Annotated in this window: 22 protein-coding genes; 19 read left to right on the top strand and 3 right to left on the bottom strand. The window is 59.6% G+C overall.

All coding sequences use genetic code 11. The features are described 5' to 3' along the window. Positions 1-45: 45 nt before the first annotated feature. Positions 46-1743: a methyl-accepting chemotaxis protein gene (locus VSX58_RS05120; RefSeq protein ID WP_327617149.1), complete on the bottom strand. Its 1698-nt coding sequence runs from the start codon at positions 1741-1743 to the stop codon at positions 46-48. 613 nt (positions 1744-2356) lie between these two features. Here VSX58_RS05120 and VSX58_RS05115 point away from each other — a divergent pair. From VSX58_RS05115 to VSX58_RS05085, 7 genes are all read left to right on the top strand, one after another. Continuing rightward, a complete protein-coding gene (locus tag VSX58_RS05115; RefSeq protein WP_327617147.1) occupies positions 2357-3259 on the top strand; it encodes a creatininase family protein in 903 nt (300 codons plus the stop codon). A 574-nt stretch (positions 3260-3833) separates the two neighbouring features. Continuing rightward, on the top strand, positions 3834-4691 hold the full coding sequence (locus VSX58_RS05110) for a MetQ/NlpA family ABC transporter substrate-binding protein (RefSeq protein WP_327617146.1): 858 nt from the start codon (positions 3834-3836) through the stop codon (positions 4689-4691). 9 nt (positions 4692-4700) lie between these two features. Next, positions 4701-6038 (top strand): phenylacetate--CoA ligase family protein, encoded by a 1338-nt coding sequence (locus VSX58_RS05105; protein WP_327617145.1) that lies wholly within the window; start codon positions 4701-4703, stop codon positions 6036-6038. Positions 6039-6078: 40 nt separating this feature from the next. Then, complete coding sequence (locus VSX58_RS05100; protein WP_327617144.1) at positions 6079-6723, top strand: 2-oxoacid:acceptor oxidoreductase family protein; 645 nt, start codon at positions 6079-6081, stop codon at positions 6721-6723. Beyond that, positions 6716-7177, top strand: coding sequence for a 4Fe-4S dicluster-binding protein (locus VSX58_RS05095; protein ID WP_327617143.1), 462 nt, complete (start codon positions 6716-6718; stop codon positions 7175-7177). The genes VSX58_RS05100 and VSX58_RS05095 overlap by 8 nt, the downstream gene beginning before the upstream one ends. 33 nt (positions 7178-7210) lie before the next feature. Next, on the top strand, positions 7211-8554 hold the full coding sequence (porA, locus tag VSX58_RS05090) for a pyruvate ferredoxin oxidoreductase (protein WP_327617141.1): 1344 nt from the start codon (positions 7211-7213) through the stop codon (positions 8552-8554). After that, positions 8538-9440: a thiamine pyrophosphate-dependent enzyme gene (locus tag VSX58_RS05085; RefSeq protein ID WP_327617140.1), complete on the top strand. Its 903-nt coding sequence runs from the start codon at positions 8538-8540 to the stop codon at positions 9438-9440. Before porA ends, VSX58_RS05085 begins: the two co-directional genes overlap by 17 nt. Before the next feature lie 83 nt (positions 9441-9523). On the opposite strand, the gene VSX58_RS05080 is transcribed toward VSX58_RS05085, so the two are convergent. Further along, complete coding sequence (locus VSX58_RS05080; protein ID WP_327617138.1) at positions 9524-10627, bottom strand: ROK family protein; 1104 nt, start codon at positions 10625-10627, stop codon at positions 9524-9526. Between the two features lie 108 nt (positions 10628-10735). Between VSX58_RS05080 and VSX58_RS05075 the strand changes: the two genes are divergently transcribed. From VSX58_RS05075 to VSX58_RS05055, 5 genes are read left to right on the top strand one after another with little or no spacing between them, the layout of a single operon-like run. Further along, positions 10736-12106: an ABC transporter substrate-binding protein gene (locus VSX58_RS05075; protein WP_327617137.1), complete on the top strand. Its 1371-nt coding sequence runs from the start codon at positions 10736-10738 to the stop codon at positions 12104-12106. A 49-nt stretch (positions 12107-12155) separates the two neighbouring features. Continuing rightward, positions 12156-13073, top strand: coding sequence for a carbohydrate ABC transporter permease (locus tag VSX58_RS05070; protein WP_327617136.1), 918 nt, complete (start codon positions 12156-12158; stop codon positions 13071-13073). Beyond that, positions 13070-14116, top strand: coding sequence for a carbohydrate ABC transporter permease (locus VSX58_RS05065; RefSeq protein WP_327617135.1), 1047 nt, complete (start codon positions 13070-13072; stop codon positions 14114-14116). The genes VSX58_RS05070 and VSX58_RS05065 overlap by 4 nt, the downstream gene beginning before the upstream one ends. Positions 14117-14119: 3 nt before the next feature. Next, a complete protein-coding gene (locus VSX58_RS05060; RefSeq protein ID WP_327617134.1) occupies positions 14120-15241 on the top strand; it encodes an ABC transporter ATP-binding protein in 1122 nt (373 codons plus the stop codon). Positions 15242-15257: 16 nt separating this feature from the next. After that, positions 15258-16121, top strand: a complete 864-nt coding sequence (locus tag VSX58_RS05055; RefSeq protein WP_327617133.1) for an endonuclease/exonuclease/phosphatase family protein — start codon at positions 15258-15260, stop codon at positions 16119-16121. 511 nt (positions 16122-16632) lie between these two features. Here the strand turns inward: VSX58_RS05055 and VSX58_RS05050 are convergent. Further along, complete coding sequence (locus tag VSX58_RS05050) at positions 16633-17277, bottom strand: TetR/AcrR family transcriptional regulator (RefSeq protein WP_327617132.1); 645 nt, start codon at positions 17275-17277, stop codon at positions 16633-16635. A 317-nt stretch (positions 17278-17594) separates the two neighbouring features. Here VSX58_RS05050 and VSX58_RS05045 point away from each other — a divergent pair, with 317 nt between their 5' ends. From VSX58_RS05045 to nhaA, 7 genes are all read left to right on the top strand, one after another. After that, positions 17595-18383 carry a 3-ketoacyl-ACP reductase gene (locus VSX58_RS05045; protein WP_327617131.1) on the top strand — a complete coding sequence of 263 codons (789 nt, stop codon included), beginning with the start codon at positions 17595-17597 and terminating at the stop codon, positions 18381-18383. A gap of 49 nt (positions 18384-18432) precedes the next feature. Next, the gene (locus tag VSX58_RS05040) at positions 18433-19584 is read left to right on the top strand and encodes a Gfo/Idh/MocA family protein (protein WP_327617130.1); all 1152 of its coding nucleotides are present in this window, start codon (positions 18433-18435) and stop codon (positions 19582-19584) included. A 28-nt stretch (positions 19585-19612) separates the two neighbouring features. Beyond that, on the top strand, positions 19613-20461 hold the full coding sequence (locus tag VSX58_RS05035; protein ID WP_327617129.1) for a sugar phosphate isomerase/epimerase family protein: 849 nt from the start codon (positions 19613-19615) through the stop codon (positions 20459-20461). A gap of 181 nt (positions 20462-20642) precedes the next feature. Continuing rightward, on the top strand, positions 20643-21845 hold the full coding sequence (locus VSX58_RS05030; RefSeq protein ID WP_327617127.1) for an MFS transporter: 1203 nt from the start codon (positions 20643-20645) through the stop codon (positions 21843-21845). 52 nt (positions 21846-21897) lie between these two features. Then, positions 21898-23964 carry an FAD-binding protein gene (locus VSX58_RS05025; protein ID WP_327617531.1) on the top strand — a complete coding sequence of 689 codons (2067 nt, stop codon included), beginning with the start codon at positions 21898-21900 and terminating at the stop codon, positions 23962-23964. Positions 23965-24076: 112 nt separating this feature from the next. After that, entirely contained in the window at positions 24077-24388 is a 312-nt protein-coding gene (locus VSX58_RS05020; protein ID WP_327617126.1) for a hypothetical protein, read from the top strand. Between the two features lie 147 nt (positions 24389-24535). Continuing rightward, positions 24536-25888 (top strand): Na+/H+ antiporter NhaA, encoded by a 1353-nt coding sequence (nhaA, locus tag VSX58_RS05015; protein ID WP_327617125.1) that lies wholly within the window; start codon positions 24536-24538, stop codon positions 25886-25888. Positions 25889-25963 lie beyond the last annotated feature (75 nt).

The following is a 25963-nucleotide window of genomic DNA, read 5'->3' as shown; positions in this document are numbered from 1 at the left end:
AGGAGGGGAGAGCCCCGCCTTAGCGGCGGGGCGTTACGCGGCGCTTTAAAATGTTTCCCAGTTATTGTCGTCGCCGGAGGATTTGGCCGAGGCGGAATGGGCGCCGGCTTTATCCCTATGCGTCAGTAGCGCCGTATTTTCCGTTGGGCGTCTTTCCGCGGCCGGACGCGCGGCGGGCTGCTGCCTGTCGGTCAGACGAAACGCCGAGACGGCCCGGTTCAATGTACGCACCTGCTCTTCCAGCGCCATGGCGGCGGCGGCCGACTGCTCCACCAGCGCGGCGTTCTGCTGGGTGACGCTGTCCATCTCGCTGACCGCCACGCCCACCTGGGCGATGCCTTTACTCTGTTCGTCGGACGCGGAGGCGATTTCGCCCATAATATCGGTTACGCGCGTGACGCCGGAGACGATCTCCGTCATGGTTTCCCCGGCGTTTTCCACCAGCGAGGAGCCTTCACCTACGCGGCTGACGGAGTCGTCGATCAGGGACTTGATCTCTTTGGCCGCCTGCGCGCTGCGCTGCGCCAGATTGCGCACTTCGCCCGCCACCACGGCGAATCCCCGGCCCTGTTCCCCCGCGCGGGCGGCTTCCACCGCCGCGTTCAGCGCCAGGATGTTGGTCTGAAAGGCGATGCTGTCTATCACCGTGATAATATCGGCGATTTTCTGCGAACTGCCGGCGATATCGCGCATGGTCAACACCACGTTGCTCACCACCTCGCCGCCTTTCTGCGCGCTTTCCGATGCGCTCAGCGCCAGCTGGCTGGCCTGGCGCGCGTTTTCCGCGTTCTGCTTCACCGTGGCGGTCAACTGTTCCATGCTGGCGGCGGTTTCTTCCAGCGACGACGCCTGTTGTTCGGTACGGGAAGAGAGGTCGTTGTTGCCTTCGCTGATCTCCGTGGCGCCGGTCAGGATGGATTCCGCGCTATCGCGCACTTCGCTCACCAGCTTGATCAGTTCATGCTGCATATGGCGCAGGTTATCCGCCAGCGCGCCCATCTCATTTCTGCCGTGGACGTTCAGCGTATAGGCCAGATTGCCGGTGGCGATCTGGCGGATATAGTCAACCACGCTGTTCAACGGGCGGATCAGCAAACTTTTGCTGCCGAACCACGCCAGCAGCGACAGCAGCGCGATAAGCGTTATCGCCACGCCCAGCGTCCACAGCGAGAGCCGATAGTTGCTGTCGTTTTGGTCGTTGATATGCTGATAGAGCTGCGCGATATCGCTTTGATAGGCGCGGTAGGCCTTTTCAAGGTTGTTCTGAAAACCCTGGGTCGGCTGATCGAGAAATTTCTGGATGTCGTTGGCGGAGAGAAATTGAATCAGTTCGGCGAGCGCGGCGCGATAGGCAAGATAGTGTTTTTTTACCTCGCTGACGAGCGCCGGATCCTGGCCGGCGCCGCCGGCCGTTTTTTCATAGCGGAGAAAGCGGTCGTTGGCTTCATCCAGCGTGGTTTTGGCCGAGGCGAGCAGGCCGCTGGAGTCCGCCCTGGCGCCCGAACCGTTGACTTCCAGCACCGCCCGCGTGCCCGCCCGGTTCAGGGTGATTCGGGTTTGCAGCAGTAATGACCAGGCCGCATCCAGTTCCGCTTTTTGCTGATTAATCCGCTGCGAAGCGCTAAACGACGCCTTACTGTTGGTTAGCGCGTTAAAGAACAACCCGCCTGACGCTAATTGCAATGTGAAGAATAGCGATAGCACTACAATCAATCCGGTAACGACTTTTATACGATTAAACATTTCATTCCCTTTAAAAAATAACCATATGAGGTGTTGCCGGATAGTTATCGTCGTTTTTTTCTATAACTTTATGCCATGTAAACATGAACATCGATATGTGATTTTTATAAGGCCGGCGCCGAGGGTCCGCCGGGCCGTCAGGAACAATGGGATTCCGCGCTCAACGATAGGAGCGTACGGGTTATATCTTTTCATCGATTTATATTCGCGGCGGGCCGGGTCATAAATTATAAAAACAGCCTTTCACCCAAATATGATGTTAATCAATTTATCGTTGGCGGTGTGTTTTTTTAATATCGCCGGCGATCAAGTTTATTGTAAACGGCCGGCGTTTGATTTTTTCGCATATTAAAATCAAAAATTATTTTTCTCATTACGTCATGAAAGATTGTTATTTATGTTTTTGGCAAAGTATCTGCATAGTTATTGAGGTTTGCGGGAAATAATAAGTGCGACGCAATCCGGCATGGATGATTTATACCCGTGATACTTTAAGCTGCAGGCGCGTTGGCCGCATTTAATCCTGTTTCTCACCAGAGGCCGCCTCCTGCAGCTCGAATTATTTTGGGTATATTGAATAAATATTATTGATATATAACCGAGGTGTAATTTTATGGCAGAAGCTATTCATTTTGACGAGCTTTCATTGGATCAGGCGGTTGCAAGCGCCGAAACGCGCGGAATCATTATTCTTCCGGTGGCGACGACCGAGGCGCACGGCACTCACTTACCGCTGGGAACGGATACTTTTACCGCCGAATGGATCGCGGCGGAATTAAGCCGCAAAACCGGGCTGCCGGCATTGCTGCCGACGCCGATAAGAGCCGGCGCTTCGCCGACGTTCCATTACGATGTCAATGGCGATCCGATTCCCGGTACGCTGGCCATCGGCCACGCCACCATGCATGCGCTGATTAAGGATATCGTCCGCGGGCTGTGGGCCACCGGTTTTCGCAAAATTATTCTCGTTCAGGCGCACGGTCAGGAGCCGAATTTTCAGGTTATTGCCCATGAAGTGGCCACCGAGCTACGCAGAGAAGGCAAACCGATCTTTATCGGCGGCGCCACCTATTGGGAACTGGCGGCGCAAACGCTGCGCGAGGAGTTGACTACGCCGTTCTATCACGCCGGCGAAGAGGAGACCAGCAACGTGCTGTTCGTCCGGCCCGACCTGGTGAAACTGGATACCGTTCAGGGGCATGAGTTGAAGCCGCTGCTCGATCGTAATTTGCTCAAGCGCTCCGTCACCCAGGATGAGACGGAGACGTTCGGCGTGATGGATATCGCCACCTGGATTCCGATTCCCGCCGCGGGCCATAAAAGCCTCGGCGGGCTGGGAAGAACCGAAGATATTCTGACCGCCAGCGCCGAAAAGGGGCGCAAAATACTGAGCAAGGCGGCGGATCGGTATCTGGCGCTGATTCGCGATTTGGAGACCCATTACGCCCCGGCGGAAGTGCCCGGCGTGGATGTCAAAATCCGTCCCGAGGCGCCGCGCTTCCGCGTCGATTATTAATCGGGAATCAACGACCTCAATTTACGCTATTTAATAACGCATTAGCATTTTTATTGCTGATGATTCCCGTCAGTCGGAAATAGTCGGCGTGGGATGAACCATTTAAATTAACTTTATTGGCGTTCTCTGTAATTGAAAATATGATGCCGATCAATTTATAAAGCGCGTAACAATATTCATTCTCAAATGAAAAAGAAAACAGAAAATGATAGCGACGGGTAACCTTTTATTCGCTATAGGGTTTTATCATCTGATAATCAAACTGGCAGAGGAGGTTTAATAAAATGATAAAAACGGATGTTTTTTAACAAAGGAGAAACAAAAGTATTTAATTCTGTTTTTCATATAATGATAGTTGATTATTTAATTTATTTTCAATCTTCATTATTGGTAGCGTTTTACACTCTAAATAATTCGAACTGCAGGACAAAAACGCTAAAGAGTTTTTGCACAGCGCTTGCGCCGAAGGGGCGAGGCCATTAGGCCGAATAACCCGGCCAACGCCCCTGCAGCCTGAAGTATGACGAGTATATTGACTGTTTATTGATGCCTGATGACCGGGAATTAATTTAGCATGGGATTTAATAAGATGATTTCAGGAAAGTACCGCAGATATTTATATTTTGTTTTGTCCTTATTAATCGGCGCTATCTGGGCGCAGCCTTATTCGGCGCAGGCGCAGACGATTGTATTCGGCGTGGCGCCCGGGCCTTATAGCGACATGATTAAATACGCAGTTAAGCCCGAGCTTGAGCGGAAAGGCTATCAGGTGAAGATCACGGAATTCAGCGATTATGTGCAGCCGAATCTGGCGCTGGCCAACGGCAGCATCGACGCCAATTTGTTTCAGCATCTTCCCTATCTGCGGAAATTCTCCGCCGATAAGGGGCTGAAACTGTCGCCGCTGATTAATGTTCCCACCGCCGGACTGGGGATCTATTCCAGGAAAATTAAAAGCCTGGATGAGCTTAAGCGCGGCGATGTCGTGACGCTGTCGAACGATCCGACCAATCTGGCGCGCGGGCTGCGTTTTCTCGCCAGCCTGGGGCTCATCACCCTGAAAGGAGATATCGACGCGACGAAAGCCACGGAAAGGGATATCGGCGGCAACCCGAAGGGGCTGGCGCTCAAACCGCTGGAAGCGGCGCAGTTGCCCAGAACGCTGGAGAGTTCCGCCGCCTCGCTGGTGAACGGCAACTTCGCCATTGCCTCCGGCCTCAAGCTCTCGGACGCCATTGCGCTTGAAAAGCTCGATGAAGATCTAAAGAACCTGGTGGCGGTTCGCACCGACGATTTGAACAAACCCTTCGTCGCCGATATTAAAGCGGCCATTGAGTCGCCGGAATTCGCCGCGGCGATTCAGGACCCTAAATATATCTTCCGCGACTTCCAGAAACCGCTTTGGCTACAAAAGAAACTGGCGCAGCAATAAGGGCATGTCATGACGAGCACAACAACAGGCTATCGGCGTTATTGGGATGAGGCGGAAATACTGCCGCGTCAGGCGCTTGAAGCGCTGCAACTGCAACGGTTAAAAACCACGCTAACCCATGCTTATCAGCACTCTCCTTACTATCGGGAAGCGTTCGAGCGGGCGGGCGTACATCCTGAAGAGTTACATCGGCTCGACGATCTGCGCCGTTATCCGTTTATCAATAAACAGATTGAACGGGAACGGCAGGACGCCGCCCCCCTGCTGGGGGATATGCTGGCGATCCCCGAAGAACAGGTGGTGTTTGTCTCCGCCTCGTCGGGCAGCACCGGCGTACCGACGCTGAGTCCGTTCAGCGCCGACGATTTCGAACGCTATCAGGATATTCAGGCCCGGCTTTTTTGGGCGGTAGGCATGCGTCCGGACGACCGCTATGTACATGCGCTCAACTTCACGCTGTTCGTCGGCGGGCCGGACGTGATTGGCGCGCAGAAGCTGGGGGCGCTCTGTTTCTGGGCCGGCACCATTCCATCCGATCGCCTGCTGTACATTATGAAAACCTTCCGCCCCACCATCACCTGGACCACGCCTTCCTATGCTTGGCATTTGGGCGAAACGGCGGTTGCCCAGGGGCTCGATCCGCAGCGCGATCTGGCGCTGAAGCGCATTATCGTCTGCGGCGAGCCCGGCGGCTCTATTCCGGAGACCCGGCAGGCCATCGAAGCGCGCTGGGGCGTTCAGGTTTATGATTTTTACGGCATCTCCGATATTTACGGCGCCTGCGCCGGCTCCTGCGAAGAGAAGAACGGCCTGCATCTGGCCGAGGACGATATTCTGCTGGAAGTGCTGGATCCGGTTACCGACGAGCCGGTCGCGGACGGCCAGCCGGGAGAGATGGTGCTGACCACGCTGACCAAGCAGGCGCGCCCGATGATCCGCTTTCGCACCGGCGATATTATCATCGCCGACCATTCGCCCTGCGCCTGCGGCCGCACCCATGTGCGCATCACCGTCACCGGGCGCAAAGACGATATGTTTATCGTCTCCGGGGTGAATGTTTTCCCCGGCGATCTGGAAGCGATCGTACGCGCCGCGCCGGAGCTGAATGGCGAATACCGCATCACGCTGTATGAAGAGGGGCACCTGACGCGCTTTGATCTTGAGGTCGAGCGCAATACTCATAGCGACGAAGGCGACAGCCTGCTGGAGGCGCGTCTGCACCAGGAGATTAAAACCCGGCTGGGCGTACGCCCCAAGCGGGTTCTGCTGCTGGCGCCGGAAACCCTGCCGCGTCACACCCATAAGGCCAAACGCGTTATCGATACGCGCAGCGCCTGCGCGCTTTAGTTTTCACTTACGAAACGCCGCATGAGGCGTAGGTATAAATATGCTTGATATTCTTTGGCTGGGCCGGGGAGGCCAGGGGGCTTTCACCGCGGCCCGGTTGCTGGGGCTGGGCGCGGTGCGCTTCGCCGATCTTGAGGCGATGGCCTTTCCCTCTTTCGGCCCCGAACGCCGGGGCGCGCCGGTTTTCGCCTATACGCGGCTATCGCGCCGGCCTATCCGCGATCGCAGCCCGGTGCGTCAGGCCCAGGTGGCGGTGGTGATGGACGACACCCTGCTGCCGCAGCTGCGCGCCGATCGGCTTTGCGCCGGGGCGCTCATCCTGGTTGATGGCAAGCGTCGGCAGGGTATTCAACCGCTGGCCCAGGGGCTGGAGTGGCGCGCCCCGGCGGGCGAGCTGGCTGAACGGCACTTGGGCGGCCGGCATACCAATACCGTTTTTCTTGGCATACTCAATGGGCTGCTCTCTTTGCTCCCGCCCGACGCGCTGGAGAACGCCATTATTTCCGAGTTCGCCCCGCTCTGGCGCCATCCGGCGCCGTTGCCGGAACGGGCGCGCCGCAATCTGGCGGCGTTCGCCGCCGCCGCCCGATTCGCCCAAACGGAAAAAAACATCGCCGGCCCGCTGGCGGAGTGGCTGGCGGCCCATCATCGCTCGGCGGCGATTCAGGAGGCGACGCATGCGTGATGCCGACGGACGTCAGGATGCAAAAAACGCCGCCGGCGCGGCGTCGGCGGACGAACTCGCCTGCGAACGTCCCCGGCGCGCGCGCCGGGGCGGGCGCAGCCAGGATCCGCTGCCGGTCGTCTTGCAGGGGCCCTGTCGGCGGCGGCCTCATCAGCAGCCCGCTTTACGGCAGTGGCCCGCCGCGCCCCAGCTCACCTCCGGCTATCTGGTGACGGAAAACAGCGGCTGGCGCACCTCGCGGCCGACGATTGAAGATAGCGCCTGTATTTGCTGCAACCTGTGCGTGCTGCTTTGCCCGGACGGGGCGCTGGCGAATACCCGCGATAACTATCCGCGTCTGCTGGCTGAATGGTGCAAGGGCTGCGGCATCTGCGCGCGCGAATGTCCCAAGGACGCCATCAGGATGGTGAGCGAATTCGAACCGTTGTCTGAGGAGATACGGCATCATGATTAATTTTTCACACCCTGCCGCCGCGGGAGAAGCGATATGAAGCCATCTTTAGCCCGCGGCCAGCATTTGCCGGCGGACGGCGGTGAACGCCTGTTTCTGTCGGGCAACGAGGCCGTCGCCCACGGCGTGCGTTTATGCCGGCCCGCGGTGATCGCCGCCTATCCCATCACGCCGCAAACCGTGGTGGTGGAACGTCTGGCGGAAATGGTGGAAACGGAGGAGCTCGACGCCGAATTCGTCCATGTGGAGTCGGAACACTCGGCGCTTTCGCTGGTGATGGGCAGCGCCGCGATGGGGGCGCGCACCTTTACCGCTACCTCTTCCCAGGGGCTGCTGTATATGGCCGAGTGCCTGCCCTACAGCGCCGGAGGGCGTTTCCCGCTGGTGATGATGAACGCCAACCGGGCGCTGGCGCTGCCGTGGAATATCTATGGCGATCAAAGCGACTCTCTTTCCCAGCTCTCCAGCGGCTGGATCCAGGTTTACGCCGAAACGGCGCAGGAGAGTCTGGACCTGATCGTTCAGGCCTACGCGCTGGCCGAACACCCTGCGGTGCGCACGCCGGTGCTGATCAATCTGGACGGCTTTGTGCTGACCCATACCTATGAGGCGGTGCGCCTGCCGGACCAGGCGCGGGTGGATGCGTTTCTCGGGCCGCGCTTTTTTGCCGAGGGCACGCCGGGAACCTTCAGCCTTGCGCATCCGCAGAGTCTGGCGATTACCGCCGGGCCGGGGGAGTATACCGAGTTCAAATATCTGCAGCATCAGGCGATGCGCGGCGCGCTGGGCGAAATCGCCGCCGTCAGCCGGCGTTTTCAGTCTCATTTCGGCCGCGGCGAAGAGGGGCTGACGGACGGCGTCGTCGAAAGCTACCGCCTGGATGACGCCGAACGGGTGGTGATTACGCTCGGCAGCGTGGCCGGCACGGTGCGCGCCGCCGTCGATGCGCTGCGCGCGCGCGGCGAGGCGGTGGGGATGCTGCGCATACGCTATTTGCGTCCTTTTCCGCAGGCGGCGCTGCTCAATGCGCTGTTCGGCGCTCATCGCGCCCGGGCGGCGCGGGCCGTCGCGGTGCTGGAAAAAGATATCTCCTTCGGGCAGCAGGGAGCGGTGGCGCTGGAGGTCAAGGCCGCGCTGTTCGATCACGCCAGCGTCACCGGCGCCCGCCTGCCTTATCTGATCAACCAGATCGCCGGACTCGGCGGGCAGGAGATCGGGCTGGAGGATGTGGCGCGGCTATACGGCGCGTTGTCAGACTCGCCGGCCCGCGGCGCCGCGGCGCCGGATCTGCGTTTTCTCGGCATTAACCCGTCGTCATCAGATCCGACGTCGTCCACGATTCCTGCTAACCGGGAGGATAGCCGTGTCCATATCGATTAAAAATCTGCCGTCGGAAGAGTATTTCATCGGTCATAAAGCCTGCGCGGGCTGCGGCGGCAGCCTGGTGGTGCGCCTGGCGCTGAAAGTGTTCGGGCCGAAAACGCATGTGGTTATCCCGGCGGGCTGCATGTCGGCGGTCGGCTTTATCTATCCGCAAATGGCGGTGGGCGTGAACGCCATGATCGCGCCGTTCGCGGCGACGGGCGCCGTCCTCTCGGGGCTGGCGGCGGCGTTGCGCGCCAAAGGCGTTAGCGATATCCCGGTGGTGGGGTTCGCCGGCGACGGCGCGACGGCGGATATCGGTCTGCAATCCCTCTCCGGGGCGTTCGATCGCCAGGAGCGTATTATCTATATTTGCTACGACAACGAAGCCTATATGAATACCGGCATCCAGAAAAGCGGCGCCACCCCCTGGGGAGCCAAGACCACCACGTCGCCGACCGGTTTCAAACCTTATCGCCTCAACGTCAAAAAAGATCTGCTGCAAATCGCCGCCGCTCACCATGTTCCCTATGCCGCCACCGCTAGCGTGGGGCAACCGTCCGATCTGTTGAAAAAGCTGGAGAAGGCGGCGTGCGTCGACGGCCCGGCGTTTCTGCATGTGTTCGCCCCTTGTCCCACCGGCTGGGGATGCGCCAGCGACAGCACCATCGCGCTGGGGAAAAGCGTGGTGGATACCGGGCTGTGGCCGCTGCTGGAATATCAGCAGGGGAGACTGACCATTAACCGCAATCCCAGCCGTTTCGCGCCGTTGGAAAGCTACTTCGCCGGGCAGGGCCGATTTAAGTCGCTGGATCCCGACCTGCTGAGCGCGCTGGCCGCCGCCCGCGATGAGCGCTGGCGTGAACTCAGAGCCTGGGCGGCTTCCTCGTCGCAGGCGGCGTAATCGCGCCTATGCGATGGCGCGCGCGGAGCGCGTAAAGCCGTAATCCGCCGCGCGCCGCGCCTATCGCCGCGGATGCGGCGAATTCAGCGTTGCCTGAGCGCCAGCGCCGCGGCGCCGAACGCGGCGCTATTTTGCGCCGGGATGGCGGAAATTTTCAGCGGCGGCAGTATTAACGACGCCTCGCTGTTGTGCTGCGGCCATACGAGCTCCAGCGCGCTTTTCAACCGGCTCATAAACGGCAGCGGCAGGGTGCCGCCGAGATAGACGCACGGCGGGTCGAGCAGGGCGGTTACCGTGTGAATCAGGTCGAACAGTTCGCCCGCCGCGCGCGCGATCCAATCGCCGCCTGCCGGCATGTTCGTCAAATTTTCCCAGCGCGCGTCGTCCGGCGATGGCGGGATCGCGACGCCGGCCGCCCGCAGGCAATCCTGCAAATCGTCAAACGAAGGGCGGGACAGGGGGCGCGGGCGTAGCGCGCCGATCTCCCCGGCATTGCCGTGTCGGCCGCCGTACAATTCGCCGTTGAGCACCAGCGCGCCGCCGATCCCTTTGCCGATGTACAGATAAAAAAAGTTGTCGTGCCGCTCCGCTTCGCCGAAATTCGACTCGCCGACGGCGGCGCAGTTGGCGTCGTTCTCCACCTGCACCGAGCAGCCCAGCCGCGCGCTCAGCCGGCTGGCGATATCCACGCCTCGCCAGGCGATCAGCCCGGGGGCCATCCACACCGGCAGCGCGCCGCCGTCAAAACGGGCGGGCAGCGCCAGATTGACGGCCAGCATTTTTTCCCGCGGGATACGCTGTTGCGCCATCAGCGCGGCGACGGCTTCGCAAAGGGTTTCCACCACCGTCGATACGCAACGAAAATCGCCGCGCAGCGTCTTTTCCGCTGCGCAGCGTCCGGCGTAGTCCATCAGCAGCAGGCAGATCAGATCGTATTCCGCATAGATTCCCAGCACGTAGCCGGTTCCGGCGACCACCCGCAGATTGATCTGCGGCGGTCCGCGCCGGCCCTGCTCTCTGTCGCTCTCTTCCAGAATTCCTAAATTGAGCATGTCCCGCGTCATCATGCTGACGGCGGCGGTGGTCAGCCCGCTGGCGGCGGCGAGCGAGAGGCGGGAGAGGCCGCCCGACCGGCGTAATAGCGCCAGCAGCTTACGGTGAGTCGCGGTGAGTTCGCGTTTATCCATGGTCGATCGATTTCTCCTGATATCCCGGCGGCGTCATCTGTCTGCAATATAATTAAGCTACTTAATTAATTCGTCAACCCTAACCTAATAAGTAACAGGATCGTAGCTATGCGTAAACTTTCATTGTTGTCTCTATCCGCGGCTATCGCGCTAAGTATGGCGGCTCATAGCGCGCTGGCCGAAACGATCAAACTGAAACTCTGGACCCTGAATGACCGCAATGCCCCGATGCGCACCGCGAATCTGGAGGATGCGGCGGAAGTGATGAACCGGCAGTTCGCCGCGGCGGGGGTAGACAAGAAAATTGTCGTCGATGCCCATGCCAGCGCGGTACAGGGCTGGGACGATCTGGCGCTCGATACCATGAAAGCCTTTGCGGTGAATCAGGGGCCGGACATTGTGCTGCTGCCCCACGAGTGGATCGGCGAGTTCGCCCGTAATGGCTACGCCATGCAGATGGACGCACAGATTAAGGCCAATCCGTGGGTGTATGGCGATATCCTGCCCGCGCTGTGGGACGCCGCCAAATATCAGGGCAAGGTTTACGGCATCCCGCAGGATGCCGAAATTCGCATGTTTTTCTACAACAAAGATATGCTGCGCAAGATCGGCAAGGACGACGCCTTTATCGAAAGCCTGCCGGCGCGGGTGGAGAGCGGCGATTTTACCCTGAACGATCTGACCGCGCTGTCAAAAGAGGTGGTAAACGGCGGCGCCGCGCAGATCGGCATGCTGCACCGGCCGAACGTCGGCATTGATTATCTGATGGTCTTCTCATCGTTCGGCGCGAAGTTTATGGACGAGAAAAGCGGCAAGCTGCTGCTGGCGAAAAAAGAGATTGAAAACGCGCTGAACTGGTATGCCCGCAACGTCAGCGAAGGGGTAACGCCAACCGATAATACCTCGATGAGCTGGGATACCATCCAGGCCAGTTTCAAACAGGAAAGGGCCTTTATCTTCCATCAGGGAATCTGGGCGCTGGCCTGGCAGGTTAATGATAATTTCGCGCCCGCCTGGCCTGCCGATAAGGCGGGCTATAGCCATAAAATCGGCTGGCTTCCGGCGCCGGCGGCGGTTAAAGGCGGTAAACCGGCCAACCTTTCCCACCCCATCGTGCACGTTATCAGCAACAAGAGCAAAAATCGCGAGCTGGCGGCGCAGCTGGTGGCGATCGCCAGCCTGCCTTATTACAACAACCGCCACGATGTGACCTCCTATCATACCGCCATCAGCCACGCGCAGACCGCCATGCCGCAATATACGGATAACTGGTCGCTGGCCGAAGCCGGCAAGATGATGAAGAACCTGACCTTTGTGCCTAATCACGCGCGGTTCGGCGATTACAACCGGGTGCTGTTCAAAGGATTGCAGGCGGTGGAAACCAAACGGATGACGCCGGCGCAGGCGGTCGAATTTATCGCCGATGAGCTGGATATGCAGTTGGGCAAGGATGTGGAAATCGTCGATAGTCTTCATTGATAGCATACCGGGAAGCGCTGATTTCCCGGTTATACCACAGGGTTATGTTATGTCCGTTATTTCTCCCAAGCCGTCAGCCGGCGCGCAGCCTTTGCGCTATATGGCGCCGGCCATCTCGGTGCTGGCGGTGTTTTTCATCGCGCCGATTCTGCTTAACCTGGTGATTGCCTTCAGCGATATGGGCAGCAACCTGGAGATAGCCCGCTTTAGCGCCGACAATCTGGTGCGGCTGCTGGTGTCCGACAAACGGGTGCCGACCATTCTGATGACCACGCTGGTGTATGTCTGCTCGACGCTGCTGCTATTCAACCTGGGATTGGGGATAGCGCTGGCGATCGCCACCACCGCGATTCCCGCGCGTTTGGGCGCGCTGTTTCGCGGCATCTGGTTTCTGCCGCGCATTTCGCCCTCGGTGCTGTATGCGCTGCTGTGGATATGGGTGGTGGATCCGTCGACGCACGGCCTGCTTAACCAGGTCGTGGTCAACCTGATGGGGCTGCCGCCGCTGAATATCCGCAACGATCGCCCGATGATGCTGATTGTGCTCGCCAACGGTCTGGTGGGCGCCTCTTTCGCCATGGTGATCCTGACGTCGACCATTCGCGCCATTCCCGAACATCTCTGGCACGCCGCGCGCGTGGACGGCGCCGGAGAGTGGTCGGTCATCCGCCACGTGGTGCTGCCGGCCATCGTCGGTCCGGCGCGCTTTATCGCCATGTATCAGGCGCTGTCGCTGATGGTGACCTACGAATATATCCTGCTGCTCACCGGCGGCGGGCCGGTATACGACACCACCACCTACGCGCTGTATATCTATCGGCGCGCCTTTGAGTCCGGGGCGTACGGGTACGGCGCCATGCTGGCGCTGGGGCTGATGCTGTTCGGCGTGCTGCTGACGCTGCTGCAATGGCGAATGATGAACATGCGGGATCAGTTTGCCCCGCCGCGTATTGAGGTGTTGCGATGACCGATGTTGTCGGCGTTGACTGGGCGCGCCGGGCCGCGCGCTCCCGCAGGAACCGGATCGGTTTTACGACCGGCGTGATCGCCTGTCTGACGCTGGTTTCCATTCCGATCATCGTGCCGTATCTGTGGCTGCTGGTGATTTCGCTCACCGACCGCGCGGGCGGCGCCGAGTTCCACGTACTGTGGCGGGTGCTGGGCATCGCGGGGGTAGCGTTCGCGCTGCTGATCGCCATTGCCTGCCGGGTGCGCAATGAGACCCACGGCGTGCGTTTGCGCTGGATGGTGGGGCTGATGGCGCTGCTGCTGCTGTCGCTGCTGGTAGCGCCGCAGCTCACCCTGCACAACTACCGCTTTTTATGGAACCCGGACGTACAGGCCGCCGGGGCGAGAAGCGATACGCTGCCGTCGATCTGGGCCGCGCTGGGCAACTCCTTTCTGTTCGCCGCCGGGCATACACTGCTGGTGACGCTGCTGGCGGTGCCGGCGGCTTACGCCTTGTCCCGTCTAGGGTTTCGGCGCCGCGAGGGCGTGCTGAAAACGCTGCTGCTGCTGCATGCCTTCCCGGTGATGGCGCTGACGGTGGCCATTTTCATCCAGATTTACTGGATGGGGATGCTCAACAGCCTGCTCGGCGTGATGCTGGTGATGTGCGCGCTGGAACTGCCGTTCGCCATCTTTGTGATGAAAGGATTTTTCGACGGCGTCTCCTGGAATATCGAAATGAGCGCCATTACCGACGGCGCCAGCCGCTTTCAGGCGTTTCGTCTGGTGGTGCTGCCGCAGGTTACCGGCGGCGTGATTGCCATCGCCACCTTCGCCTTTCTGCGCGGATGGGAGGAGTACATCTTCGTGCGCACCCTGCTGATCGACAGCAACAGAATGACGATGAGCCTGTATCTGTTCTGGACATCGCAGGACAGCATGGGCGCGGATTCCAGCCTGATCGCCGCCGTTGGCGTTATCTACATCCTTCCGGTGATCGTGCTGTATCTGTTTACGCAAAAATATCTGACGCAAATGAGCGTCGGTGGAATCAAGGGTTAAATCATGGCGGAAATTGTTCTTGAACGCGTGGCGAAAGCCTGGGGCGACGCGCAGGTGCTGCACCCGGTCGATCTGACTATCGCCGACGGCGAATTTGTGGCGATCCTCGGCCCGTCGGGCTGCGGCAAATCCACCACGCTGTTTCTGCTGGCTGGGCTATACGCGCCGACGCAGGGACGCATTCTGTTCGACGGCCAGTCGGTCAACGGCGTCGATGCCCGCGATCGTAACGTCGGCGTGGTCTTCCAGTCCTACGCGCTTTACCCGCACCTTAACGTCTACGACAACATCGCTTTCCCGCTGCGCTTTAAATCCGTCGAACGCCGGCAGGCCGATCGGCAAATCCGCGAGGCGGCGGCGCTGGTGCGGGTGGATGAATTGCTGGATCGCAAACCGGCGCAGCTATCCGGCGGGCAGCAGCAGCGGGTGGCGCTGGCGCGGGCGTTGGTGAAGCGGCCGTCGCTGCTGCTGCTGGATGAGCCGCTCTCCAATCTGGACGCCACGCTGCGGATGGCCATGCGGGCGGAGCTGAAAGCGATTCACGCCCGCAGCGGCGCCACCACGCTGATGGTGACGCACGACCAAATCGAAGCCATGACCATGGCCAGCCGTATTATCTGCATGAACCAGGGCCGGGTAGAGCAGATCGGCGCGCCGGACGCGCTGTATCGCCAGCCGGCCAACACCTTCGTCGCCGGCTTTATCGGTTCGCCGCCGATTACGCTGCTGCCGGGCGCGGCGCACGGCGACGCGGCGCAGGTGGGCGAGTGCCGCCTCCGGCTGTCGCAGCCTTACCGCGGCGCGCTGACGCTCGGCGTCCGGCCGGAGGATACTACGCTGACTCCGACGGGCGGCGGCGTTCTGGACGGGGTTATCGAACAGGTGGAGCCGATGGGGCGAGAAATTCTCTATCGCCTGCGTACGCCGCTGGGATCGCTGCAGGCGCTGGTCGCCGGGGCGGTGGCGCAATACGGCGCCGGCGCGTCGGTCGGCGTATCGCTGCCCCTGGAGACGCTGCTGCTTTTCGACGCCGGCGGTAATCGCCTGTCCGGCGTGAGCGTTTCTTTTCTCTCTTCTCTCTCTTCCGAACAATCTCCTGCCCGATGGCAGGCCAATGCTCTTTAGCTACGGATGATCCATTATGCTTATTGTCAGTTATAACATTCAGTACGGGCTCGGCCGCGACGGCCGTTACGATTTGGCGCGCATCGCCGATGAGGTGCGGGACGCGGATATTATCTGCATGCAGGAGGTCGAGCGCTTCTGGCAGCGCTCCGGCGCCCGGGACGAAGCCGCCGAGCTGGCGGCGTTGCTGAAAAACTATTACTGGGTATACGGCGCCAATCTGGATATGGACGCCAGCGCCGTGGAGGCCGACGGACGGGTGCATAATCGCCGCCGCCAGTTCGGTACGCTGACGCTCTCCCGCCGGCCGATTATCTCCAGCCGCAATTTCCCGCTGCCGAAGTTCGGCGCTTTGACCCAGCACTCTATTCAGCAAGGGGTGCTGGAAGCGGTGATCGATACCGGCGCGTCGGCGTTGCGCGTGTACAATACCCACCTGAGCCACCTGTGCGCGCAAACGCGTCTGCCGCAGGTGGAGGCGCTGCTGGCGATTTTCGCGCAGGCGCCGGACGAGGGCGGCGCCTGGTGCGGCGGCCATCCCGATCCGCGCGCCGGCTGGACGGAAGGGGACATGCCGCCGATGCCGGCGGAGATGATCCTGATGGGCGATCTGAATTTTCTGCCGGGCAGCCGGGAGTATGACCGCCTGATCGGGCCGCTATCGCCGGAACACGGCCGCCTGATCCGCCATAACGGCCTGATGGACGCCTGGGTCGCCGCCGGGCAGCCGGAAGAGAGCGGGGTGACGCACCCGAACGTCGGAGGGCGCATCGATCACTGCCTGCTGACGCCGACGCTGGGCCGACGGGTGCGCCGCTGCTGGGCGGATACCGACGCTCAGGGATCCGATCACTATCCGCTGTGGGTGGAGATTCAGTAAGCGGATTGTGTGAAGGTTTTTCGCCTGATGATAAACGGTCGCCACGCCAACCCTTCACAGAAGCTGTCTCTTAGTCACATTCTTATGCAGACTCAGAGACAGTTTCGTGCGCGATAAAGCCGCCATTTCCCTGCTACGTCGTAGCACGCGCCCGACGCAGGGTGGTTCAAACGCCACCCCCCTACGAACCCAGGCTTCCGGCTAAATTATGCCGCTACGCGGTGCCTTCGGAAGTGGAACGCTCTTACCGAACCGCCAGTGACGCGTTCCCGACGCGGCACTGGCTTGAACCGCATCCTTGCGGTTCATTCGGGAGCCTTTCACTTCCTCAGCATAATTTTTTACGCCGGGTAACGGCCAACCCCCGTCAGAGTCCCTAGATTTGTGTATCAGAGACAGCACAGAAGAGGGAGGAAAGCCGGCGTTTAATACTCCTCCCCCTGGCAAAGGGGAGGCCGGGAGGGGGATGAATGGCAACGGATTTACCGCTGCCGGCCATACTGCGTTGCCTTTATTTAACCGGGCGTATCCAACAGGCGATGGTATCGCGCATGGCGGCCAGCCGCTTATCCAGCGCCTGCGCCTCGGTAAGATCCTGCTGGTAGACGATGGAGAGCGTGGAGCAGTTTATCAGATAGAAAAAACCGAGCGCGGAAATCGAGATGTTCAACTGCATGGCGTCCAGCCCCGCTTTCACGGTTCCTTCGCGCTCCCCGCGTTCGATCAGCGACTTTGAGATCCCCTGCCAACTGATATTGATATCGTCGATATTGCGCGACGCCTTCAAATGACGGGCCTTTTGCTGATTTTCGCTACTCAGCAGCCGAATAAACTCAGGGTGTTCCAGATAGTAGTGCCAGGTGAAATCCACCAGTTGCAAAATCGCCTGATCCGCCGGTAAGTGATCCAGCCGCAATGCCGCCTCTTCCTTGCGGATCCCCCGGTAGGCGTCTTCCAACACCCGGGTGAACAGCTCGTCTTTATTATTAAAGTAATGATAGATAAGCTGTTTATTGATATCCGCCAGACTGGCGATTTGCTCAACGCGGGCGCCGTCAAATCCTTTTTCCGCAAACTCCTTGCTTGCGGCGGCAAGGATCCTCGCCTGGGTCAGCGCCGGGTCACGTTTACGTTTAGATTGTGTTTCTTTTGCCACTCCGCCACCTCAACGTCTTGATCAAAGGTATTTTTCGCCGCCGAAAACCGCCGGCGACGCGCCTCATCCTACCATAGCGCCCGTCTGTAATAACAATGGGCGGCGTTAAGTTTGGCGGCACGCCCGCCGCGTCCTCAGCCTAAAACCCCGGGATCCGCGCCATGAACGTTATCGTGACTCTGTTCAAAAAATTATCAACCATACGGTTGATTATGCGAGTTGGATCATTTTTTTGTCCCCGAACTGGCTCTAGAATTATAAGTAACCAAACGGTTGGTTTATTGTAATATATTGAATAATATAAAAATGGAGATCATATGACGACAACAACTCGTCCCGTGGCGCTGATCACCGGCTCAACGCGGGGCATTGGCAGACAGTGCGCCATTGAACTGGCTAAACAGGGATTCAATGTTGCGATTAACGGACGGGATACCCCTGACGGCCTGTCGCGCCAGCAGGAGTTGGTCGATCTGCTCGGCGAGTATGGCGCGCAAGCGATCGCCTGCCCCGGCAACGTGGCGGATCTCGAACAACACCAACCGATGCTGGACTCTATTCTCGCGCGCTGGGGACGTTTGGACTGTCTGGTCAATAACGCCGGCACCGCCGCTAAACAGCGCGGCGATCTGCTGGACGTCAGCGCCGAAAACTACCAGCACTGTCTGGATATCAACGCGCAGGCGATGTTTTTTCTCAGCCAGCGCGCCGCGCGCATCATGTTGCGCCAGGGCGAACTGAACGGTTATCGGCGCAGCATTATCAATATCACCTCGTGCAGCGCTTCGATCCTCTCCATCAGCCGCGCCGAATACTGTATCTCCAAGGCGGCGGCCAGTATGGTCACCCAGCTTTTCGCTCTGCGCCTGGCCGAAGAGGGGATCGGCGTTTATGAGGTGCGTCCCGGCATTATCAATACCGATATGACCCGCGTGGTGAAGCCTAAATACGATCGGCTGATCGCCGATGGACTGGTGCCGATGAAGCGCTGGGGAGAAACGCAGGATGTCGCCGAGGTGGTGCAAACCCTGGCGGCGGGGCGGCTGCCCTTTACCGTCGGGCAAATCATCCATGTCGACGGCGGGCTGAATATTCCTCATTTTTAATAAAAACGACAGGTAACGAGTGCCAAAGCGGCACCGGGGGAAATCATCAATGGCAACACACTCGATTGGCATCATTATGCATGGCGTGACCGGCCGCATGGGCAAAAATCAGCATCTGATTCGTTCCATCGTCGCCATCCGCCGTCAGGGCGGCGTGGCGTTGGCGAACGGCGATCGGCTGATGCCCGATCCTATTTTGGTGGGACGCAATGAAGAGAAAATCGCCGCGCTGGCCCGCGAGTATCAGATCGAACGCTGGAGCACCGATCTGGCGCAGGCACTCGGCAATCCGCAGGACAGCATCTTTTTTGACGCAGCCACCACGCAGGCGCGCCCGGCGCTATTAAAACAGGCGATCGCCGCCGGGAAGCATATCTACAGCGAGAAACCCGTGGCGGTCAGCCTGGAAGAAGCGCTCGATCTTTATCGTTGCGCGGAAGCGCGCGGGGTGAAACACGGCGTCGTTCAGGACAAGCTCTGGCTGCCCGGCCTGCAGAAACTGCAAATGCTCAATCAATCCGGCTTTTTCGGCAAGGTGCTGTCCGTGCGCGGCGAATTCGGCTACTGGGTGTTTGAAGGCGAGCTGCAGCCGGCGCAACGTCCTTCCTGGAATTACCGCCGGCAGGATGGCGGCGGCATCATTCTGGATATGATTTGCCACTGGCGTTACGTCATCGACAATCTTTTCGGCGAAATAAAAAGCCTGAGCTGCTTCGGCGCGACGCATATTCCGCAACGCTGGGATGAAAACGGCCAGCCCTATGCGGCAACGGCCGATGACGCCGCCTATGCCACCTTTGAACTGCACAATGGCGCCGTGGTGCAAATCAACAGCTCATGGTGCGTGCGCGTGCGGCGTGACGATCTGGTGACTTTTCAGGTCGATGGCGTTAACGGTTCCGCCGTCGCCGGTCTGACCGATTGCCTCACCCAAGCCCGCGTCAATACGCCCAAACCGGTGTGGAATCCGGACGTGCGCCAAACTCACGACTTCTATCGGGACTGGACGCCGATGCCTGAAAATCAGGCCTACGACAACGCCTTTAAAGTGCAATGGGAGCTGTTCCTGCGGCACGTATGGGGCGAGGGCGACTTCAAATGGAATTTGCTGGAGGGGGCGAAGGGCGTGCAGTTGGTCGAGCTTGCGCTGCAAAGCTGGCGCGAACGCCGCTGGATCGACATTCCCGCGTTGCGCCGTTAACGATCGCGTTGAATAAGGAATCATACCGATGTCTGAACATCACAACCAACGGCCCGACGCCAACCTGCTTTCGCTCAATACGGCCACGGTGCGCCAGCAATGGACGCTCGATAAAATTATTGATGGCTGCGCCCGCCACGATATCCGCGGCATCTCCCCGTGGCGCGATCAAACGCATGCGCTCGGGGTGAAAGAGGCCGCGCGCCGGATCCGCAGCCACCAGTTAACGGTTACCGGCTATTGCCGCGGCGGCATGTTCCCCGGCGCGACGGCGGAACAGCGCCGTCATAACGATGACGACAACCGCCGCGCGGTGGATGAAGCGCTGGAGCTGAACGCGCAATGTCTGGTGCTGGTGGTCGGCGGCCTGCCGGAAGGCGGCAAGGATCTCGCTCAGGCGCGCGAACAAGTGCGGGACGGGCTGGCGACGATACTGGAATATTCGCGCGCGCGCTCAATGCCGCTCGCTATCGAACCGCTGCACCCGATGTATGCCGCCGACCGCGCCTGCGTCAATACCCTCGAACACGCCAACGATCTGTGCGATGAACTGGGCGACGACGGTCTGGGCATCGCCGTCGATCTCTATCATACCTGGTGGGACCCCAAATTTACCCAACAGGTTGAACGTGCTGGGAAATCGCGGCTGCTCGCTTTTCATATCTGCGACTGGCTGGCATCCACGCAGGATCTGCTGCTCGATCGCGGCATGATGGGCGATGGCGTTATCGATATCCGCGCCGCCCGCCGGACGGTGGAGGCGCAAGGATACCGCGGTTTTCATGAGGTGGAGATCTTCTCCGCCAAAAATTGGTGGCTGCGCGATCCCGATGACGTTCTGGCTACCTGCAAGGAGCGCCATTTGGCGTGTTGTTAAGCCGCGGAAAACGCGTATCCCAGTTGTTGCCGTTTCTCTGACATAGAAAGAATATCGGCGGTCATTATTTGGCTGCCGAGGTGAAATTCCATTCTCGTTGTGACTATTATCAGCCGGGGAAATTATGAATACAGAGACAAAAAAAATGATATTGGTGTCCGTCCTTTGCGGTCTCGGGTACATGATGTATTCAGTGGACCGCATGACCGTATCCTCAGCCATTGGTTTGATTTCTCACGATTTTGGTTTAGGTAAAGGCAGCTCCGGTATTCTGCTCAGCTCCTTCTTTTACGGTTTTATCCTGTTTTTATTCGTCTCGGGGATTATTTCCGACAAGCTCAGCGGTAAGCCGGTATTAATTCTGGGTTTAACGCTATTTTCGCTGGCCACCATATTTACCGGATTAGCGGGCAGCCTCAGCGCGTTAATTTTTTATCGCGTGATGACGGGGATCGGCGAGGGCATTTTCTGGCCCGCGGCGTCGCTGGAGGTGGCTAACGTCACCACGGAAAAACAGCGTACCACCGTGATGTCGCTGTACTGGATGGGCTACCCCATCGGCGGTTTCTTTGGCACCTGGCTGGGGGCGGTGCTGGGGCCGGTTTACGGCTGGCGCATGGTGTTTTATGTCGCCGGCGGTTTGGGCATTGTGGTGGCGATCCTTTATGCGATTCTGGTGAAGAGCGCGCCTAAATCCGCCGCCCGCGCCAAATCCACTGTGGTTAAAGAAAAGGTGCCTTTGTCTTTGCTGTTCAGCACGCCGTCCGTGGTGATGATGGCGCTCTACTATTTTCTGCTGCTGTGCGGCTGGTGGATCGTGCTGCTCTGGGCGCCCACTTTCCTGATGAACGCCAAACAGATGCCGATGAGTATGGCCGGCACCATCGCCAGTCTGCTTGGGTTGACCGGTGCGCTGGGCGGTTTCCTGCTGGGGCGTTACTGCGATAAAGGCAACTTCTCCCGCAAAAGATGGATTCTGATCGGGATCACCGCGGTCAGCGGATTGCTGATGGCTTCGCTGGTTATCCCATTGCCAATCTCCGCGGTGGTGGTGCTGGTGATGCTGCTTGGTTTTATCGGTTATCCCATTACCCCGCTGGTGATCTCTTTTACCTCGGAACTGGTGCCGGTTTCCATTCGCGGCGCGGCCATTGGCTTCGTGATGAATATCGGCATGATCGCCGGCGGCATTTCTCCGGTGCTGGCGGGCTACCTGTCCGACCGCTACGACATGCCGTCGGTGTGGTTTTTCGCCGCCTGTCTGATGGCGCTGAGCAGCTTGCTGCTGCTGAGGGTGAATAAAATAGAGGCGGGTTCCGCAAACGCCGCCAAACAGAAAACGGCGGGCGCCGGCGCGGTTTCCGACAGCGAACGTCTCGTCTGACGGTCGTCGAACCATGGCATAACAGATCTCAATGGGTGAACCGAATATGGCAATGAAGATTTCGCAGGATACGCTGGACCAGTTAACCGATGTCGAAATGCCTAAACATACGGCCGAACGCCGGCCGGATGAGGCGCTGGCGTTGCCGCAGGGCATCGTTATCCCCGTCTACCGCTGCGAGGCGCTGGTGGTCGGCAGCGGCGCCGCCGGATTGCGCGCGGCGGTGGAGCTTAAACGCCGGCAGGTGGACGTGCTGGTCGCCACGCAGACGCTGTTTTGGGGCACTTCCGCCTGCTCCGGATCGGATAAACAGACCCTGCACACCGCCGCCACCAGCAATCGGGGGGATAACTTTATTCAGTTGGCGCATGCGCTGAGCGCCGGCGGGGCGATGGACGCCGACACGGCCTATGTTGAGGCCGTCGGTTCGATTGAAGCCTTTGCGGGTTTGCAATATATCGGCCTGCCGTTGCCGGAAGATCGCTACGGCGCCACGCTGCGCTATCAGACCGACCATGACGAGGCGGGGCGCGCCACCAGCTGCGGTCCGCGCACCTCGCGTCTGATGGTGAAAGTGCTGGCGGAAGAGGCGAACCGGCTCGCGGTGCCCTTCGTCGATCATTCAACGGTGATTCGCTTGCTCATTGATGAGGGTGATGATAAGCGGCGGATCGCCGGGGCGCTGGCGATTAATACCGGCGCGCGCCGCGCGGATAATCCCGCCGGTTTGGCGCTCTATCTTTGCCCGGCGCTGGTGCTGGCCGCCGGCGGTCCGGGGGAGCTATTTCGCGACAGCGTCTATCCCAACCGTTGTTTCGGATCGCTGGGGCTGGGGCTGGAGGCGGGGATCCAGGCGGTCAACCTTACCGAAAACCAATTCGGCATCGGCACTCGGCGCGATGAGTTCCCGTGGAATCTGTCGGGAACCTATGTGCAGTGCATGCCTTATATCTACTCGGTGGATGAACAAGGGGAAGAGCATAATTTTCTGGCCGACTACTACCGCAGTACGCAGGAGTTGGCGTCTAATGTTTTTAGAAAGGGTTATCAATGGCCGATCCATGCGACGCGGATGCTGAATTTCGGCTCCAGCCTGGTCGATCTGGCGATCTTTTCCGAGTCGCAGCAGGGGCGCGCGATCTATATGGATTTCAACCGCAACCCGCAGCCGGCGCCCGGCTGGCGGCCATTCAGCCTCAATGAGCTGGATGAGGACGCGGCGCAGTATTTGACGAACAATGAAGCGTTGCTGACGACGCCGATCGAGCGCCTGCGGCGCATGAATCCGCTGGCGATCGAGCTTTACAAACATCACGGCCACGACATCAGCGCCGCGCCGCTGCCGTTTAACGTCAACCATCAGCATATGAACGGCGGACTGGCGGTGGATATGTGGGGACAAACTTCGCTGGCCGGCTGTTTTGCGGTGGGCGAAGCGGCCGGAACCCATGGCGTCACCCGGCCGGGCGGGGCGGCGCTGAACGCCGGACAGGTCTTCGGCATGCGCTGCGCCCGGCAGATCGCCAGCCGGGGGAAAAGAGCGCCGATTCCAGCGGCAAGCGTGCTTGATCAGATTACCGACTGCGCGCAGGCGATCCGTGCGGGAATGGAGAGTGAAAACGGCCTGGATATCCTCGACGTCAAGCGGGAGATTCAGCAACGGATGAGCGATAAGGCCGGATTTATCTGCTACGCCGATGAGGTGGAAGGCGCGCTGCTGGCCGCCCGACGGCTGAATGAACGGATACGCGAACGCGGTATCGCCATGCCGTTCGCCAACAAGGTGGCGGTCAGCTTCCAATGGCGTCATATGGCGTTGGCATCGGAAGCGGTGCTCAGCGCGCTGGATTTTTATATCCGTCAGGGGGGCGGCAGCCGGGGCGCCAGAGCGATTTGCTCTCCGCGGGGGGAGGAGATGCCGATAACGCGCGCCGGCGCGCTGGAGCGGTACCGCTTGCTGACGGAAAAGCTGGAGCATAAACGGCAGCAGCTATTCGTGAGCTATCAGCCGCCGGGATTTACCGTGACGCCGCAAGCGTTACGGCCGCTCGGCGATCTGGATGCTCTCTTTTTCGAGAAAAACTGGCCTGACTTTCTCACCGGGGAAATTTACCGTTAACGACGCGGCGAACGCCTGCCCGAGATGCGCTTGGGCGGGCGGTCCAGCTTCCGTTTATCCCGCAATATTATGCTAATCTGTTCAATCTTTTCATAAAAACGGGACCATTAGCATGATAGTTCGTACCTGGCACGGCTGTGTGCCGCTGGAGCACGCCGAAGGTTTTGATAAACATCTTCAGCATACCGGCGTTCAGCACTCAAAAGGCATCGACGGCAATCTTGGCGCTTTCGTCAGACGTGAAACCCAGGGGGAATGGGAACATTTCTTTCTGGCGACGTATTGGCGGGATATGGCGGCGGTAACGGCCTTCGCCGGCGAACATTACGCCGTGGCGGTGACATATCCGGATGACGAACGATTCAAGCTGTTGTCCGATCCCTACGTGTTCCACCATCATGTCGATGCGGTGACGGCGCTGTAATTGCCGAAGGGGTGAGGCGGGGACGCCGCCGATCTTGTCTCCCTGTGCGCGGACATGGTAGATTTTCAGCCGGGTGTCGGCTGTATAGGGCAGTTAGGCAGGTTATTATCATGCGTCGGTCGGGCCGCCGCGCGGAGTTTTCACGTTATGAAGCGCGACCTTGCACAGCGCAGAATCCCGCGCGTTCGTTTTGCCGCCGAACGCGCCTTCGCCGCATTAGAACGTTTCGCCCATATTGAATCCGTTAGCGGCGTCATATTGCTTCTCGCCGCGGCCATCGCCTTAATCTGGGCCAATTCCCCCTTTGCCGCCGGCTACCATCAGCTGTGGCATACGCCGATATCTTTCGCCGTCGGGTCGTTCTCATTTTCCCATCCCCTCCATTTCTGGATTAATGACGGGCTAATGGCGATCTTCTTTTTAGTGGTCGGCATGGAGATCCGCTATGAAATTCACGCCGGCGCGCTAAGCCATATCAAGCAGGCGACGCTGCCGATCGCCGCCGCTTTCGGCGGCGTCGCGCTTCCCGCGCTAATCTATCTGTCGCTTAACGGCGATCCGGCGCGTCACCACGGATGGGCGGTGCCCACCGCCACCGATATCGCTTTTGCCGTGGGCGTCCTGGCGCTGCTGGGGCGTTCTATTCCCGGCAATGTGCGGGTGTTTTTGCTCACGCTGGCGATTATCGACGACATTATCGCCATTATTATGATCGCGCTCTTTTACTCCTCCGGGCTCGACTATAGCGGGCTGGCGATCGCCGGAGCGGGCGTTTTACTGGTATTCGGTTTGCAATTAATCGGCGTCGGCGCGGCGCTGGTCTATGTCGTTCCCGGCGTCGTCGTCTGGTCCGGTTTTTTGATTATGGGGGTGCACCCGACTATTGCCGGGGTGGTGCTTGGGCTAATCACCCCGGTAGTGCCGGCGCGCGCGCGCGAGTCCGCTCTGGACAAAATCCTCCGTATCGCCGATGAACTGACGGCGAACCCCGCCGCGCAGGAGAAAGACGCAAGCCGGTTATCCCAGCCCTTTAAACAGCTGCGGCTGGCCCGACGCGAGCTGCTTCCCCCGGTGATGCGGGTGCAGATATTTCTTCATCCGTGGGTGGCTTTTCTCATCATGCCCTTATTTGCGCTGGCCAATGCCGGCGTTGCTATTGATGGCGTCAATCTGTCCGCAGACGGCGCTTACTGGGTGATGGCGGGCGTGATGGCGGGACTGGTGCTAGGCAAGCCGCTGGGCATTATCGGCGTGAGCTGGCTGATGGTGAGGAGCGGCTTGTGTCAGCGTCCGCCCGGCGTCTCCTGGGCCGGTATCGCCCTGATCGGGCTGCTGGGAGGCATTGGCTTCACCATGTCGATTTTCATCGCCATGCTGGCGTTTTCGAGCGAAAACCAGCTGGGCGCCGCCAAGCTGGGCGTGTTATTAGGATCGCTGACGGCGGCGATTGTGGGGATCGCCTGGGGAAAAATCTACGCCCGGCGGCTTAGCGCGCCGTAACACCATTACGATTAGGCGCCCGGCTGGCGATTCATAGTAAACGACTGGCAAGGCGTTTATTCGAGATGCAGGTGA

The sequence above is a fragment of the Brenneria populi genome, from assembly GCF_036016195.1.
Taxonomy (GTDB): domain Bacteria; phylum Pseudomonadota; class Gammaproteobacteria; order Enterobacterales; family Enterobacteriaceae; genus Brenneria; species Brenneria populi.
The sequence above is the reverse complement of the archived record's forward strand: the minus strand, read 5'-3'. Positions and strand labels throughout refer to the sequence as shown.